We start from the raw sequence: 13,552 nt of genomic DNA, 5'->3' as shown, positions 1-13,552 counted from the left end.
GATCACCCGGTCTTGCGGGCGTTGCGGCGCTGGGTCAGCTCGTCCGGCTCGTGGGTTTCGACGACGCCGCCGTCGGCGCGTTCGGCCGGGAACTCGTGGATGGTGCCGCTGATCTCCTGCATGGCGCCGCTGACCGCGATGCCGAAGACGCCTTGGCCGCCTTGGAGCAGATCGACGATCTCCTCGGGCGAGGTGCATTCGTAGACGGTGGTGCCGTCGGAGAACAGGGTGACGCGTGCGAGGTCGCGGACTCCGCGGACGCGCAGGTGGTCGACGGCGACCCGGATGTTGTGCAGGGAGACGCCAGTGTCCAGGAGCCGCTTGACGACCTTGAGGACCAGGATGTCCTTGAACGAGTACAGCCGCTGCGAGCCGGAACCGTGCGCCGTGCGGATGCTGGGTGCGACCAGCTTCGTCCGGGCCCAGTAGTCCAGCTGGCGGTAGGTGATCCCGGCGATCTGGCACGCAGCCGGGCCGCGGTATCCCACCAGCTCGTCCGGCAGCGAGTTGTCGGGGAACAGCTCACCCTGCTCGCCAGCCGCGACACCAACAGGCTGCTTCTCGGAACCAGCCTCGACCACGCAAGCCTCCCCTCGCCCGACCTGACGGCCGGCGAATGACAGCCGGACGGTCCCAGGAGTGGGACCCGCCGGAGATCAATCGCCACGGTCCGGCCCCAGACCGTGAATCACACCGTGGCGATTTACCTCCTTCGACGGTAAGCGCCAGGAGAACACCGGTCAACGCGACGCGCGGCAAGCCTCAACGGTCGGATGAGCCTTTGCACCGTTCGCCGTACCCCGGAGCCGATGGTTCAAACCTCTTGCGGCGTTTTACTCAGCCGAGTACATTTTTACTCATGCAAGTAAAAACCGACCTCATGGCCGAACTGGGCCTCAGCGTGACGGAGGCGGCGCGCCGCGCCCAGATCATCGGCGCGACCATCGGCGTGATCGCCGACCTCGGCTACCGGAAAGCCACGTTCGCCAAGATCAAGGAACGCGCCGGGCTCAGCAGCACCCGGATGATCTCGTACCACTTCACGAACAAGGCCGGCCTGATGCAATCCGTGCTGAGCACGGTGGTGGAGACGAAGAACGAGTTCCTGAAGGAGCGCACCGGCGGCGCGCTGGACCCGGCGGACCGGCCCGGTTACCTGCGGGCCCACATCGAGACGTCGATCGCGTTCCTGCGCGCGTACCCCCAGTGCGTCCGGGTCCTGACCGAGCTGGCGGCCAACGCCGACGACGCCGACGGCTGGGTGATGACGAAGGTCCTGGTCGACGACATGCGGGTACACGGGCTGGCCCGCCAGCTCAAGCAGGGTCAGGCGGAGGGGGTGTTCGGCGACTTCACGCCGGAGGTGATGGCGATGTCCATCGCGCAGGCGATCGACGGGGTGGCCGCGGCCCACGCGGCGGACCCGTCGCTCGATCTGGAGAAGTACGCCCGCGAGGTGGCGGACGCGTTCGTCAAAGCGACGGCGCCTTGAGAGCCCGGTCGAGCCGCTCTTCGATGCGGGCCTTCGGGAACGCGCCGACGATCGTCTCGACCGGCTCGCCGCCCGAGAACAGGATCATCGTGGGCAGGGACATGACCTGGTAGGAGCGCATGGTCTCCGGGTTCTCGTCCGCGTTGATCTTGCGGACGGCGAGCTTCCCGGCCCGCTCGCCGGCCAGCTGCGCGAGCACCGGGCCGACCATCCGGCACGGCCCGCACCAGGTGGCCCAGAACTCGACCAGCACCGGGACGTCGCTGCCGAGCACTTCGGGGAACGTGGTGTCGGTGACTTCGGTGACCGTGGCGTTTTCGGGCATGGCGGGCTCCTTCACGGGCGCGGGGAATCGGGCACGACACACGGATCGGGCGCCTGCCGGGCCAGGGCGGTGGCGAGCTTCCCGGCCAGCTCGGCCCGGATGCCGCCGAGGCGGGCCAGCAAGGCGTCGGCTTCTTCGAGCTTGCGGCGGTAGACCTCGATCGACGTCAGGCAGGAGTCGCCGGTCTCGTGGCCGCTGCGCAGGCAGTCGACGAACGGGCGGGTTTCGTCCAGGGTCAGGCCGACCGTCTGCAGCGTCTGGATCTCCCGGACCAGCTGCAGGTCGTCCTCGTCGTACTCGCGGTAGCCGTTCGCCGAGCGACGGGCCGCCAGCAGGCCCTGGGCCTCGTAAAAACGAAGCGCACGGGTGGTGACACCCGTGCGCCGCGCAAGCTCTCCGATCCGCATACCCCGACGCTAGACGTTGACGTCCGCGTCAAGGCAAGTCTTATGTGTCGGCTCCCCGGAAGTCCTCGGGCGACACGGAGTCGAGGAACTCGCGGAACTTCTCGACCTCGTCCTCCTGCTCGTCCGGGATGATCAGGCCCGCCTCTTCCAGCACCGCGTCCACGGCGTGGATGGGGACACCGATCCGCAGGGCCAGCGCGACCGAGTCGCTCGGCCGGGCGGAGACCCGGATGTCGCCGTCGAAGACGAGCTCCGCGAAGAACGTGCCTTCCTTGAGGTCGGTGATGACGACCTGCTCGAGCTCCCGGCCGAGCGCCCCGATGACCTCTTTCAGCAGGTCATGCGTGAGCGGACGGGCCGGCCGGACTCCCTGTTGCTCCAAGGCGATGGCGGTCGCTTCGACCGAGCCGATCCAGATCGGCAGGTACCGTTCACCCTCGGTCTCCCGCAGCAGCAAGATCGGCTGATTCGCGGGCAGCTCGACCCGCACACCGACGACGCGCATCTCGCTCATCGGGCTTCGCCTCCCTCTCGTGCACACGGGCCCAGACGCTGGAACGGCCCGGCGCCAACACTGCCGACGCTACCCGTCATCCCTGCGCTGTGCTCGCTGTCGAGACTATCTCGGTTCGCCTGCCGCAAACCCTTGCCTTCACGGTACGGCATGCGGTGCCGAACATTCAGTCATTGACATGGGGCCGCAAAGAGGATCTCAGCGGCCCGTCGGGGATCAACACCCCGCGACGCCGCGGATTCCCGCCTTGACGAGGAGCGTGTGGAGGGTCACGGACAGTGCCGCGAGCTCTCGCACGACCTCGTCGGCCCTCGACTTGGCTTCCGGGTCACGGTGCCGATACACCGGGGTCACGATCTGCTCCAGCAACCCGACCTCGCGGTCGGCCGCGGCGCGGAAGGCACGCAGATGTCTCGGCTCGATACCGAATTCGGTCATCGCCTTCACCGTCCGCGCGACGAGCACCGCGTCCGGGTCGAAGAACCCGGCGGGACCGGGCCGGACCAGGCCGTACTGCTGCAGCTCGGTCAGCGCGGCCGCGTCGATGCCGGCCTGCTCCAGGAGCTCCTCCTGGGTCAGGCGCAGCTCCTTGCCGGTGGCGAAGTCCGCCGCCTCCGGCAGGCCGACGTTCTCCGCCGGAGCGTCGATCGGCACCAGCCGGCGCGGCGGGCGGGGCAGGGCCGCGACGGGCCCGGCCCCCGAGTCCATCGCGTCCAGCTGCTCCTTGATGACCTTCAACGGGAGGTAGTGGTCCCGCTGGGCGGCCAGGACGAACCGCAGGCGCTCCACGTCCGCCACGGCGAACTGCCGGTACCCCGAAGCCGTCCGGCCCGGCTGGACCAGGCCTTCCGCTTCGAGGAACCGGATCTTGGAGATGGTGACATCGGGGAAGTCCTGGCGCAGCTGCGCCAGGACGGCCCCGATGCTCAGTCCGTGGTTCTGTGGCCGCCCGGCCGCCGTCACTGCGCCCCCTGGCCCCCGTGACCCGGGCCGGTCAGGAAGACCAGGCGGAACTTCCCGATCTGCACCTCGTCGCCCCCCGCGAGGACGGCCTGGTCGACCGGCTCGCGGTTGACGTAGGTGCCGTTGAGGCTGCCGACGTCGATGACGACGAACTCGCCGCCCTCACGCCGGAACTCGGCGTGCCGGCGGGAGACCGTGACGTCGTCCAGGAAGATGTCGCTGTCCGGGTGCCGACCGGCGCTGGTGGTGTCGCGGTCGAGCAGGAACCGCGAACCCGCGTTGGGCCCGCGCTTCACGACCAGCAGCGCCGACCCCGCCGGCAGCGCGTCGACACCCTGGACCGGCGCCTCCGCGGCGGGGGCGGGCTCGTGGCCTTCGACTTCGGCCAGGAAGTCGGCCCGGAAGACAGAGGTCCGCTCCGGAGACTGCTCCGGGGGAACGCCGCCGGGCCCGTCGTTCGTGCTCACCTGAGCTCTCCTCCACACATGCTGTGTTGCCTAGTACTCAAGAACGTGTAGCTGCCAACGTACCGTGCCTGATCGATTCTCCGAGCCCCGGCTCCCCGAACCGGCGCAGTGCCGGTCCGGCCGGGTTCAGCCCTTGGTCAGGGCGTCGTAGGCCTCGGCTTCGAGCAGGGCTTCGAGCCCCGCGGGGTCGTCGAGCCGGATCTCGATCAGCCAGCCCTCGCCGTAGGGGTCGCTGTTGATCAGCTCGGGCGAGTCGGCGACGGCGTCGTTGATCGAGACGATCTCGCCGTCGACCGGCGCGAACAGCTCGGACACGCTCTTCGTCGACTCGACCTCGCCGAAGACGTCGCCCGCGCTCACCTGGCGGCCGACCTCCGGCAGGTCGACGAACACGACGTCGCCGAGCTGGTCCTGCGCGTACTCGGTGATGCCGATGCGGACGAGGGTGTCCTCGCCGCGGGTGGCGACCCACTCGTGTTCCTCGGTGTAGCGAAGCTCTTCAGGAGCGGACACCGCCGGTCCCCTTTCATGCCCTCACTGGCGAAAACGTGCTGGGCGAAGTCTTACACCCACACGGCGCAGCGCCGGGCACGGCCCGGGGAAAACCCGTCGCGCTCAGTCGTCGCGCGCGCCACGCAGGGCGTTACGCGCCTGGACGACGTACAAGACGCCGGACCAGACGTAGAGGACGCCGCCCCAGATCGTGAACGCGTAGCCGATCGGACGGGCGACCGCGGCGACGTCGGAGCCACCCTGCGCGAGCAGCAGGAACGGGAACGCGTACATCAGCACGAAGGTCGCGCCCTTGCCGATGTAGGTGACCTCCGGTGGTGCGAAGCCGCGGCGGCGCAGCGTCAGGACGCAGACGCCGAGCACGGCTTCGCGCACCAGGAGCGGGACCACGACCCACCACGGGATGATCTCGCGGACCAGGAACGCGATGAGCGTGGCGAGGATGTAGAGCCGGTCGGCCGCCGGGTCGAGCAGCTGGCCCAGCCGGGACATCTGGTTGAGCCAGCGGGCCAGCTTGCCGTCGAGCCAGTCGGTCAGCGCGCTGAAGACCAGCAGCGCGAGCGCCCAGCCGTCCTCCTCCGGGCCCAGCAGCAGCCACAGGAACACCGGCACGCCGGCGAGCCGGAGCAGCGACAGCATGTTGGGGACGTTGAAGGCCTGCCTCAGCAGGGACGGCTCGGCGGCGCTCGCCTGCGCGGCCGGTTCGGGTGCGGCTGTGCTCACCCGGCCAGCGTAGTCAGCACGCGCGGCGGCGGCTCCAGCCGCGTCGCTGCAGTTCGGCGCTGCTCAGCGCCTCGGGGCGGCCCCGGTAGTCGGTGCCCATCCAGCGGGCGCGGCCGGGCCGCGCCTCGAGGACGTAGGGCCGTCCGCCGCACCAGACGACGGTGCTGGGGACGGTCGGGGGGCCGGACGGGCCGGCGGTCTCGTCGGTGCTGGTTTCGGGGCTGGTCGCAGCGTCGGCGTTCATCGCTCTCACGGGCTCGGTACGGGTATCGGGGACGGGAAGCTCTTCGGCCTCCACCAAGATCTTCGGCTCGCGGGGCCGGGATGTTAACCGCCTCGGCCCGAATTAGACCGATCGATTCTTGATGACAGCGTGAGGTTTCGGAGCGTGAACGGAATGTTAACCGTCCATTGTGGACGGTCTTTCGGTGGCCACCGCGCCGGGCCGCCACCCGGCTGGAGTAATCTGCGGCACACCTGTGGGCGAGTCGGTCCACGGGTCCCCGGCCCGGATGGGCCAGGATGACCGGGCCGGCCCGACCGGGGGAGGAAAGATCGCGGTGTCCCACCCGACCACCACGAGGACGTGGCGGCCGTTGCTCGCCGCCTGCCTCGCCGTGCCCGCGCTCGCGGCCTGCTCCGGCGAGCCGGCCGCTCAGGCACCGCCGCCGGCTTCGTCCCCGGCGACCACCTCGTCCGCGCCGTCGTCCACCGGCACGCCTCCCCCGCCGCCCGCCGAGGGCAGCCCGTCCGCGCCCCCGCCGGCTTCGAAGCCGTCCGGGGCGCCGCCGACGGTGCCCGGGGCGTGCGGCACCGTGACCGCGGCCAGCGGGCTGACGCTCTACGTGTTCGACAGCGGCTCCGCCGGCGTCAGCTGCGTCGCGGCGACGAAGCTCGTCGGCGACTTCCACCGCAAGATCGCCGGGCGCCAGGGTGCCGGCTCGAACGACGCGGTGAACGAGACCGTCGACGGCTGGCTGTGCACGTCCGGACCGCCGGCCGCGCAAGGCGGCACCACCTGCACGAAGGGCGAGCAGACGGTCTTCGCCGCCGTCGTGCCGTCCGAGTGACCCCTCCCGATCCGTTTCCGCTCCTGAAGGGCCCATGAAGACATTCGCGTACCCCCTGCTGCTCGTCGCCGCGTCCGCCGTGCTGGCCGGCTGCGGCGGCGACCCGGCGCCCGCGGCGCCGTCCTCCGCCGAGCCCGCTCCCGTCCCCGCCGCGGCCGCGGCGGCCGGGTCGACGGCACCGGGCGTGCCGTGCGGCGACGTCACCGGCACGGGCGGCGCGAAGACGGCCGTCGTGGCGCACGGCCAGGTCGACTGCGCCGCCGCGACGAAGCTGCTGACGGACTACTTCGCGAAGCTGACCCCGGCCGAGGCGGCGTCGGCCGACGGCCCGGGGCCGGTCGTCCTCGACGAGTGGACATGCGGCAGCGGCCCGAACGACCCGGTGACGGCGTGCTCGACCGAGGACGGCCGCCAGGTCGAGGGCACCCGCGCCTGAGCGGTCCGCCGCGGCTGGTCGTGAGTGGGAAACAGGGCTAGAACACTGTTTCCCACTCACGACCCCCGGCGTCAGGACTTGAGGTCGGGGAAGTCCTCTTCGCGGTACTCGGTCCCCTCCGCGCGCTTCGGGTCGCTCTCACGGCCGCGCAGCTCGACGCGGCGGATCTTGCCCGAGATCGTCTTCGGCAGCTCCGCGAACTCGAGCCGCCGGATCCGCTTGTACGGCGCCAGGTGCTCGCGGCAGTACGCCAGGATCGCCTTCGCCGTCTCCGCGGTCGGCTCGTGCCCCGGGGCCAGCACGACGTACGCCTTGGGCACCGCGAGCCGGATCGGGTCGGGGGCCGGGACGACCGCCGCCTCCGCCACGGCCTCGTGCTCGATCAGGACGCTCTCCAGCTCGAAGGGCGAGATCCGGTAGTCCGACGCCTTGAAGACGTCGTCCGTGCGCCCGACGTAGGTGATGTAGCCGCGTTCGTCGATCGAACCGACGTCCCCGGTGTGGTAGTAGCCGCCGGCGAACGCCGCCGCCGTGCGCTCGTCGTCGTCCGCGTACCCGGTCATGAGGCCCACCGGGCGGTGGGCGAGGTCGAGGCAGATCTCGCCCTCCGACGCCCGCTCGCCGCTGACCGGGTCGACCAGCGCCACCACGAACCCGGGCAGCGGGCGGCCCATCGAGCCGGGCACGACGTCCTGGCCGGGGGTGTTCGCGATCTGGACGCTGCTTTCGGTCTGGCCGAAGCCGTCGCGGATGGTGACGCCCCACGACTTCCGGACCTGCTCGATCACCTCGGGGTTGAGCGGCTCCCCCGCGCCGACGACCTTCTTCGGCGGGGTCTTCAGTGCCGTGAGGTCGGCCTGGATGAGCATCCGCCAGACCGTCGGCGGCGCGCAGAAGCTCGTGACGCCGCAGCGGTCCATCTGGGCCATCAGCGCGTTCGCGTCGAAGCGGTTGTAGTTGTAGAGGAACACCGTCGCCTCGGCGTTGAACGGGGCGAAGAAGTTGCTCCACGCGTGCTTCGCCCAGCCGGGCGAGGAGATGTTCAGGTGGACGTCGCCCGGCTCCAGCCCGATCCAGTACATCGTGGACAGGTGGCCCACCGGGTACGAGACGTGCGTGTGCTGCACCAGCTTCGGCTTCGCTGTCGTGCCGGAGGTGAAGTAGAGCAGCAGCGGGTCGGCGGCCTTCGTCGGGCCGTCCGGCGCGTACTCCGGCGACTGCGCGAACGCGGCCGAGTACGGCTGCCAGCCCTCGACCGGCTCCCCCACCGCGATCCGCGTGTAGTCGCCTTCGACGCCGGCGAACTTCGGCGCGTCGACGGACCGGACCACGACGTGCTTGGCCGCGCCGCGCTCCACGCGGTCGGCCAGGTCGGCCGGCCCGAGCAGGGTGGACGCCGGGATGATCACGGCGCCGAGCTTGATCGCGGCGAGGATCGTCTCCCACAGCTCGCCCTGGTTGCCGAGCATGAGGATCAGCCGGTCGCCGCGGCGGACGCCGAGGCTCCGCAGCCAGTTCGCGACCTGGTTGGACCGGCCGGACAGCTCCGGGTAGGTCCAGCGGTTCTCGGTGCCGTCCTCCTCGACGATCCACAGCGCGTACCGCTCGGCGTTGTCCGGGTCGTGCGCGACGACGTCGAACCAGTCGATCGCCCAGTTGAACTCGTCGAGCTCCGGCCAGGCGAAGTCGCGGTACGCCGTGTCGTAGTCCTCGCGGTGGGTCTGCAGGTAGTCCCGCGCCACCCGGAACGCGTGGTGGACCTCCGAAGCGCTCACACTGCCTCCTCCGTCATTCGCCCTTGAACTCCGGCGCACGACGCTCCATGAACGCCTGGACCGCCTCGCCGAGGTCCTTGCTGGGCAGGAACGCCGAGTTCCACGCCGCGACGTACCGGAGGCCGTCGGCGACCTGGCGCTCGGTGTTCGTCGCCAGTACCTGCTTCGTACCCTGCACCACGAGCGGCGGGTTCGCAGCGATCTCCCCGGCGAGTTCGCGCGCGGCCTTGAGCAGCGCCTCCTGGTCCGGGTGGACGTCGTTGACGAGCCCGATCTTCTCGGCGCGCGCGGCGTCGATGTCCTTGCCGGTCAGGGCGAGCTCGCGCAGGTGGCCTTCACCGATGATCGAGGCGAGCCGCTGGAGGCTGCCGAGGTCGGCCACGATGGCGACGCGCACCTCGCGGACGCTGAACTTGGCGTCCGCGCTGGCCAGGCGGATGTCCGCGGCGGCGACGACGTCGACCCCGCCGCCGATGCACCAGCCCGAAACGGCCGCGATGACCGGTTTGCGGCATTCCGCGATCGAGCTGACCGCCGCCTGCAGCGACCGGACCTGGTCGAGGAAGGCCGTGCGCGGGCCGGCCAGGTTGTCCCCACCGAGCATCGGCGCCCAGTCGCCCATCATGGCCGGCAGGTCGAGGCCGTAGGAGAAGTGCTTGCCACTGCCGGTCAGCACCACGGCCCTGACCTGCGGGTCGGCGTCCAGCGCGCGGAAGACCAGCGGCAGCTCGCGCCAGAAGTCCGGCCCCATCGCGTTGCCCTTCGACGGGCCGAGGAGCGTCACTTCGGCCACGGGGCCGGCGATGTCGACCTTCAAGGAGACGAGGTCGGGCAGACTGTCAGGAGAAGCGGTCATGGGGTCATCTTGACCCATGGCCGCGACGGGCCGCCATTGGCACGTTGTCAATTGACGCAAGGGTCACTGTGCCGACGAGGTCACGGGATGTTTTCCTGGACGTAGGTGACCACGACGCGGGGAGGACGGTGGGACATGAGCCCGGCCAGCAGCGCGCCCCTGATCGAGCCGGAACCCCCGGCCCCGTCCGCCCGGCGTGAGTCCCGCCCGATCGAGCTGACCGGCTCGTTCGACCACGAGGGCCACCGGCTCTGGTACACCGAGTTCGGCAGCGGCGACAAGGTCGTCGTCCTCACCCACGGCATCATGCTGACCCGCCGGATGCACGCCCCGCTCGCGCGCCGGCTGGCCCGCGCCGGGTTCCGGGTGGTCACGCTCGACCTGCTCGGCCACGGCGACTCCGACCGGCCGACCGAGTCGTGGCTCTACTCGATGCCGTCGTTCGCCGAGCAGACCCTGGCGTTGCTCGACCACCTCGAGGTCCCCTCCGCGGTGATCGGCGGGACGTCGCTCGGGGCGAACGTCTCGCTGGAGGTCGCGGTGCGGGCGCCGGAGCGGGTCCGCGGGCTGATCGTCGAGATGCCGGTGCTGGACAACGCGATCGTCGCGGGGCTGTTCACGTTCGCACCGCTGCTGATGGCGGCCCGGTTCCTGCCGATCACCGTGCAGGCGGTCGCGCTGCTGGCGTCCGTGGTCCCGCACGGCAACCAGTGGGTCGACGTCGTGACGGACACGCTGTCCCAGCGCCCGGCCCCGATGGCGGCGTTGCTGCACGGCGTCCTGTTCGGCCGCATCGCGCCGCCGAAGTCCCTGCGCCGCAAGATCGCGACGCGCGCGCTGGTGATCGGCCACCAGGGCGACCCGATCCACCCGTTCGGTGACGCGGACACCCTGGCGGTCGACATGCCGGACGCGGAGTTCGTCCAGGCCCGGAGCCCGGTGGAGCTCAGGCTCGACCCGACCCGGCTGTCGGACGCGATCCGGGACTTCGCCGCGAGCTGCTACGAGGACTGAACCGGTGCCCCTGGTGTGGGTGACGGGCAACTCGGGAGCCGGCAAGTCGGCGGTCTGCGCGCTCCTGAAGAGCCGGGGCGAGCACGCGGTCGACGCGGACCGGGAGGGCTACAACCACTGGGTGGACCGGACGAGCGGGCAGGTCGTCGTCGATCCCCCGGATCCGGTGCCCGCGGGCTGGCTCGACCGCTTCGGGTGGCAGACGAGCCGCACGGAGGTCGAGGCCCTCGCGGCGAAGGCGAGCGGCGGCATCGCGTTCTTCTGCGGCTCCACCGAAAACGACGACGAGGTGCGGGACCTCTTCGACTTCGTGGTCTGCCTGGTGGTCGATGACGACACGCTCCGGCACCGGCTCCTGAACCGCACTTCGAACAGCTTCGGCAAGCACCCGGAGGAGCTGGCGGCGGCACTCGACGCCAACGAAGGTGCCGAGGCCGCCGATCGACGGCTCGGAGCGACGATTGTCGTCGACGGCTGCCGGCCGCTGCCCGAGGTCGCCGACGCGATCCTCGCCGCGGCCGGCCGGCCGGCTCCTACGAGGACTGAACCGGCGCGAGACCGGCCACCGGGCCGATCACGATGATCGCCGGCGGGCGGACTCCCGACGCCGCCGCGTCGGTGACCACCGTGTCCAAAGTGGACCTCAAGGCCCGCTGGGTGCGCATCGTGCCGTCTTCGATGATCGCCACCGGGGTGTCCGACGGGCGGCCGCCGTCGAGGAGGGCCTTCGCGAACTGAGGGAGGCGCTCGACGCCCATCATCAGGACGATGGTCCCGCGCATCCGCGCCAGCAGCTCCCAGTCGACCAGCGACCGGTCGTCGCCCGGGGCGACGTGGCCGGAGACGACCACCACCTCGTGCGCGACGCCGCGGTGGGTCACCGGGACGTCCGCCACCGCCGGGACCGCGAACGCGCTCGTGATGCCCGGGACCATCGTCACCGGGACGCCCGCCTCGGCGCAGGCCAGCACCTCTTCGAAGCCGCGGCCGAACAGGTACGGGTCGCCGCCCTTGAGCCGGACGACGAACTTGCCTTCCTTGGCCCGCTCGATCAGCGTGCTGTTGATGACGTCCTGGCTGGCCGCGCGGCCGTACGGGATCTTCGCCGCGTCGACGATCTCGACCTCGGGCGCCAGCTCGTCGAGCAGCTCGCGGGGTGCCAGCCGGTCGACGACCACGACGTCCGCGCGCGAGAGCAGCCGGCGGCCGCGGACCGTGATCAGCTCCGGGTCGCCGGGACCGCCGCCGACCAGCGCGACCCCGGGCAGGCTGCCCTCCGGGTGCGGCTGACGGCCGTCCTCGATCGTGCCGTTGTGCAGGCCGTCCAGCATCGAGTCGCGGACCGCGGCCGAGCGCAGCGGCTCACCACCGGAGAGGACCCCGAACAGGAGGCCGCCGTGCCGGCCCGACGCCGGGGTCACCGCGGACCCGGACTCGCCCTCGTCGGCGCGGACGCAGAACACCCGCTCGCGCTCGGCCTCGGCGCAGATCTCCGCGTTCACCGACGGGTCGTTCGTGCAGGCCAGCGCGTACCAGGCGTCCTTGAGGTCGCCCTCGGTGTAGCGGCGCTCGTGCCAGACCAGCTCCCCGGCGTCCACCATCCCCTGCACCGACGGCGTCGTGTGCGGCGACACCAGTTCGACGCGGGCACCCGCGCCGATCAGCCGGGGCAGCCGTCGCTGGGCCACGCTGCCGCCGCCGAACAGCACGACGCGGCGGCCCGTGAGCCGGAGGCCGGAGAGGTAGTGCGGGTCGTCCATGCTGGGAAGATACAGCGGCGCGAAGCGCCTCCGTTGAGGGTGGTGGCGGGGAGGAAGGCGGAGGTTTGTCGGCGGTTCACCGGCGCGCCGGCCCAGCGTGGGTCACGCCACGTGCGAGACCGGTCCGCGGCCACGAACAGGTCACGGTTCACCGGCCCGACGGGCAGCCGGGCGGGTGTGGTCGCGCCCGCCCGGCCCGCGCGTCCGGGCTTCAGCCGGCCCGGCCCGACGCCGGGTACGGCAGCAGGGCCATCTCGCGCGCGTTCTTGATCGCCGTGGCGACCTGCTTCTGTTGCTGCGGCGTCAATCCCGTCACGCGGCGGGCCCGGATCTTGCCCCGGTCGGAGATGAACTTCCGCAGCAGCTCGACGTCCTTCCAGTCGACGTGGGTGATCCGCTGGGCGTGCAGCAGGTTCACCTTGCGCTTGCCGGGCCGGTCGCGGTTCGGCTTCGGCATCCGGCTCACCAGCTCGACTTCGTGACGCCGGGCAGCTCGCCGTTGTGCGCGGCCTGACGCATCTTCACCCGCGACAACCCGAACTTGCGCAGGTACCCCCGCGGCCGTCCGTCGGCGGCGTCCCGGTTGCGGATGCGCGTCGGGCTCGCGTCGCGCGGCAGCTTCTGCAGCGCGACAACGGCTTCGCCCTTCTCGTCCGGCGAGGACGACGGCGAAGCGATCACGGCCTTGAGCGCGCGGCGGCGTTCGACGTGGCGCGCCGCGACCACCTTCCGCTGCTCGTTCTTCGCGATCTTGGACTTCTTCGCCATCAGCGCTCTTCCTTGAACTCGACGTGCTCGCGCGCAACCGGGTCGTACTTGCGCAGGACCATCCGGTCGGGGTCGTTCCGCCGGTTCTTCTTCGTGACGTAGGTGTAGCCCGTACCCGCGGTGGACCGCAGCTTGATGATCGGGCGGATGTCGGTGCTCTTCGCCATTACAGCTTCACTCCCCTTGCCTTCAATTCGGCCACGACGGCCTCGATACCGCGCTTGTCGATCGTCTTCATGCCCTTGGCGGAGACGCGCAGGCGCACCCAGCGGCCGGCACTGGGCACGAAGTAGCGACGGCTCTGCAGGTTCGGCTCCCACCGCCGCGACGTGCGGCGGTGCGAGTGCGAGACCTGCTTGCCGTAGCCCGGCTTGCGGCCGGTGACCTGGCACACGGCGGACACGGACCCTCCCGAGTTGATAGTGGTTGTCGTTTTCATTTACTCTACGCACCGTACCCCGCCCGTATT

21 protein-coding genes are annotated in these 13,552 nt (G+C 70.9%); 5 read left to right on the top strand and 16 right to left on the bottom strand.

The annotated features are described in order from the left end of the window. Positions 1-2: 2 nt before the first annotated feature. Positions 3-581, bottom strand: a complete 579-nt coding sequence (locus AA23TX_RS49005) for a MerR family transcriptional regulator (RefSeq protein ID WP_155549887.1) — start codon at positions 579-581, stop codon at positions 3-5. Between the two features lie 278 nt (positions 582-859). Here AA23TX_RS49005 and AA23TX_RS49000 point away from each other — a divergent pair, with 278 nt between their 5' ends. Continuing rightward, the gene (locus AA23TX_RS49000) at positions 860-1,492 is read left to right on the top strand and encodes a TetR/AcrR family transcriptional regulator (protein WP_155549886.1); all 633 of its coding nucleotides are present in this window, start codon (positions 860-862) and stop codon (positions 1,490-1,492) included. On the opposite strand, the gene trxA is transcribed toward AA23TX_RS49000, so the two are convergent. From trxA to AA23TX_RS48960, 8 genes are all read right to left on the bottom strand, one after another. Continuing rightward, the gene (gene trxA / locus AA23TX_RS48995; RefSeq protein ID WP_155549885.1) at positions 1,473-1,817 is read right to left on the bottom strand and encodes a thioredoxin; all 345 of its coding nucleotides are present in this window, start codon (positions 1,815-1,817) and stop codon (positions 1,473-1,475) included. The genes AA23TX_RS49000 and trxA overlap by 20 nt on opposite strands. An 11-nt stretch (positions 1,818-1,828) precedes the next feature. Further along, positions 1,829-2,224 carry a MerR family transcriptional regulator gene (locus AA23TX_RS48990; RefSeq protein ID WP_155549884.1) on the bottom strand — a complete coding sequence of 132 codons (396 nt, stop codon included), beginning with the start codon at positions 2,222-2,224 and terminating at the stop codon, positions 1,829-1,831. A gap of 40 nt (positions 2,225-2,264) precedes the next feature. Next, the gene (locus AA23TX_RS48985; protein ID WP_009078856.1) at positions 2,265-2,738 is read right to left on the bottom strand and encodes a bifunctional nuclease family protein; all 474 of its coding nucleotides are present in this window, start codon (positions 2,736-2,738) and stop codon (positions 2,265-2,267) included. A gap of 216 nt (positions 2,739-2,954) precedes the next feature. Then, positions 2,955-3,701, bottom strand: a complete 747-nt coding sequence (gene ftsR / locus AA23TX_RS48980) for a transcriptional regulator FtsR (RefSeq protein WP_196425966.1) — start codon at positions 3,699-3,701, stop codon at positions 2,955-2,957. Then, positions 3,698-4,168 carry a glycogen accumulation regulator GarA gene (gene garA / locus AA23TX_RS48975; protein WP_086864865.1) on the bottom strand — a complete coding sequence of 157 codons (471 nt, stop codon included), beginning with the start codon at positions 4,166-4,168 and terminating at the stop codon, positions 3,698-3,700. Before garA ends, ftsR begins: the two co-directional genes overlap by 4 nt. 126 nt (positions 4,169-4,294) lie before the next feature. Further along, a complete protein-coding gene (gcvH, locus tag AA23TX_RS48970; RefSeq protein WP_155549883.1) occupies positions 4,295-4,681 on the bottom strand; it encodes a glycine cleavage system protein GcvH in 387 nt (128 codons plus the stop codon). A gap of 102 nt (positions 4,682-4,783) precedes the next feature. Further along, a complete protein-coding gene (clsA, locus tag AA23TX_RS48965) occupies positions 4,784-5,404 on the bottom strand; it encodes a cardiolipin synthase ClsA (protein ID WP_155549882.1) in 621 nt (206 codons plus the stop codon). A 13-nt stretch (positions 5,405-5,417) separates the two neighbouring features. Then, positions 5,418-5,648, bottom strand: coding sequence for a hypothetical protein (locus AA23TX_RS48960; protein WP_155549881.1), 231 nt, complete (start codon positions 5,646-5,648; stop codon positions 5,418-5,420). Between the two features lie 316 nt (positions 5,649-5,964). Between AA23TX_RS48960 and AA23TX_RS48955 the strand changes: the two genes are divergently transcribed. Both AA23TX_RS48955 and AA23TX_RS48950 read left to right on the top strand, forming a co-directional pair. Continuing rightward, complete coding sequence (locus AA23TX_RS48955) at positions 5,965-6,474, top strand: hypothetical protein (RefSeq protein ID WP_155549880.1); 510 nt, start codon at positions 5,965-5,967, stop codon at positions 6,472-6,474. Between the two features lie 34 nt (positions 6,475-6,508). Then, complete coding sequence (locus AA23TX_RS48950; RefSeq protein ID WP_155549879.1) at positions 6,509-6,910, top strand: hypothetical protein; 402 nt, start codon at positions 6,509-6,511, stop codon at positions 6,908-6,910. A gap of 71 nt (positions 6,911-6,981) precedes the next feature. On the opposite strand, the gene AA23TX_RS48945 is transcribed toward AA23TX_RS48950, so the two are convergent. Together AA23TX_RS48945 and AA23TX_RS48940 are read right to left on the bottom strand one after the other, a co-directional pair. Next, on the bottom strand, positions 6,982-8,685 hold the full coding sequence (locus AA23TX_RS48945; protein ID WP_155549878.1) for an AMP-binding protein: 1,704 nt from the start codon (positions 8,683-8,685) through the stop codon (positions 6,982-6,984). Positions 8,686-8,698: 13 nt separating this feature from the next. Next, positions 8,699-9,541: a crotonase/enoyl-CoA hydratase family protein gene (locus tag AA23TX_RS48940; protein WP_155549877.1), complete on the bottom strand. Its 843-nt coding sequence runs from the start codon at positions 9,539-9,541 to the stop codon at positions 8,699-8,701. Positions 9,542-9,676: 135 nt separating this feature from the next. Here AA23TX_RS48940 and AA23TX_RS48935 point away from each other — a divergent pair, with 135 nt between their 5' ends. Together AA23TX_RS48935 and AA23TX_RS48930 are read left to right on the top strand one after the other, a co-directional pair. After that, positions 9,677-10,555, top strand: coding sequence for an alpha/beta fold hydrolase (locus AA23TX_RS48935; protein ID WP_196425965.1), 879 nt, complete (start codon positions 9,677-9,679; stop codon positions 10,553-10,555). Between the two features lie 4 nt (positions 10,556-10,559). Continuing rightward, a complete protein-coding gene (locus AA23TX_RS48930; protein ID WP_155549876.1) occupies positions 10,560-11,138 on the top strand; it encodes a DEAD/DEAH box helicase family protein in 579 nt (192 codons plus the stop codon). Here the strand turns inward: AA23TX_RS48930 and cobA are convergent. The 5 genes from cobA to rpmB all read right to left on the bottom strand — a co-directional run bounded on the left by cobA (position 11,089) and on the right by rpmB (position 13,486). Beyond that, positions 11,089-12,315, bottom strand: coding sequence for a uroporphyrinogen-III C-methyltransferase (gene cobA / locus AA23TX_RS48925; RefSeq protein WP_155549875.1), 1,227 nt, complete (start codon positions 12,313-12,315; stop codon positions 11,089-11,091). The two genes, AA23TX_RS48930 and cobA, sit on opposite strands and share 50 nt — an antisense overlap. Positions 12,316-12,526: 211 nt before the next feature. Further along, positions 12,527-12,781 (bottom strand): 30S ribosomal protein S18, encoded by a 255-nt coding sequence (rpsR, locus tag AA23TX_RS48920; protein WP_155549874.1) that lies wholly within the window; start codon positions 12,779-12,781, stop codon positions 12,527-12,529. Beyond that, positions 12,778-13,083 carry a 30S ribosomal protein S14 gene (rpsN, locus tag AA23TX_RS48915; protein ID WP_155549873.1) on the bottom strand — a complete coding sequence of 102 codons (306 nt, stop codon included), beginning with the start codon at positions 13,081-13,083 and terminating at the stop codon, positions 12,778-12,780. Before rpsN ends, rpsR begins: the two co-directional genes overlap by 4 nt. Beyond that, on the bottom strand, positions 13,083-13,250 hold the full coding sequence (rpmG, locus tag AA23TX_RS48910) for a 50S ribosomal protein L33 (RefSeq protein WP_155549872.1): 168 nt from the start codon (positions 13,248-13,250) through the stop codon (positions 13,083-13,085). Before rpmG ends, rpsN begins: the two co-directional genes overlap by 1 nt. Continuing rightward, a complete protein-coding gene (gene rpmB / locus AA23TX_RS48905) occupies positions 13,250-13,486 on the bottom strand; it encodes a 50S ribosomal protein L28 (RefSeq protein ID WP_155549871.1) in 237 nt (78 codons plus the stop codon). Before rpmB ends, rpmG begins: the two co-directional genes overlap by 1 nt. Positions 13,487-13,552 lie beyond the last annotated feature (66 nt).

The organism is Amycolatopsis camponoti (assembly GCF_902497555.1).
Taxonomy (GTDB): domain Bacteria; phylum Actinomycetota; class Actinomycetes; order Mycobacteriales; family Pseudonocardiaceae; genus Amycolatopsis; species Amycolatopsis camponoti.
The sequence above is the reverse complement of the archived record's forward strand: the minus strand, read 5'-3'. Positions and strand labels throughout refer to the sequence as shown.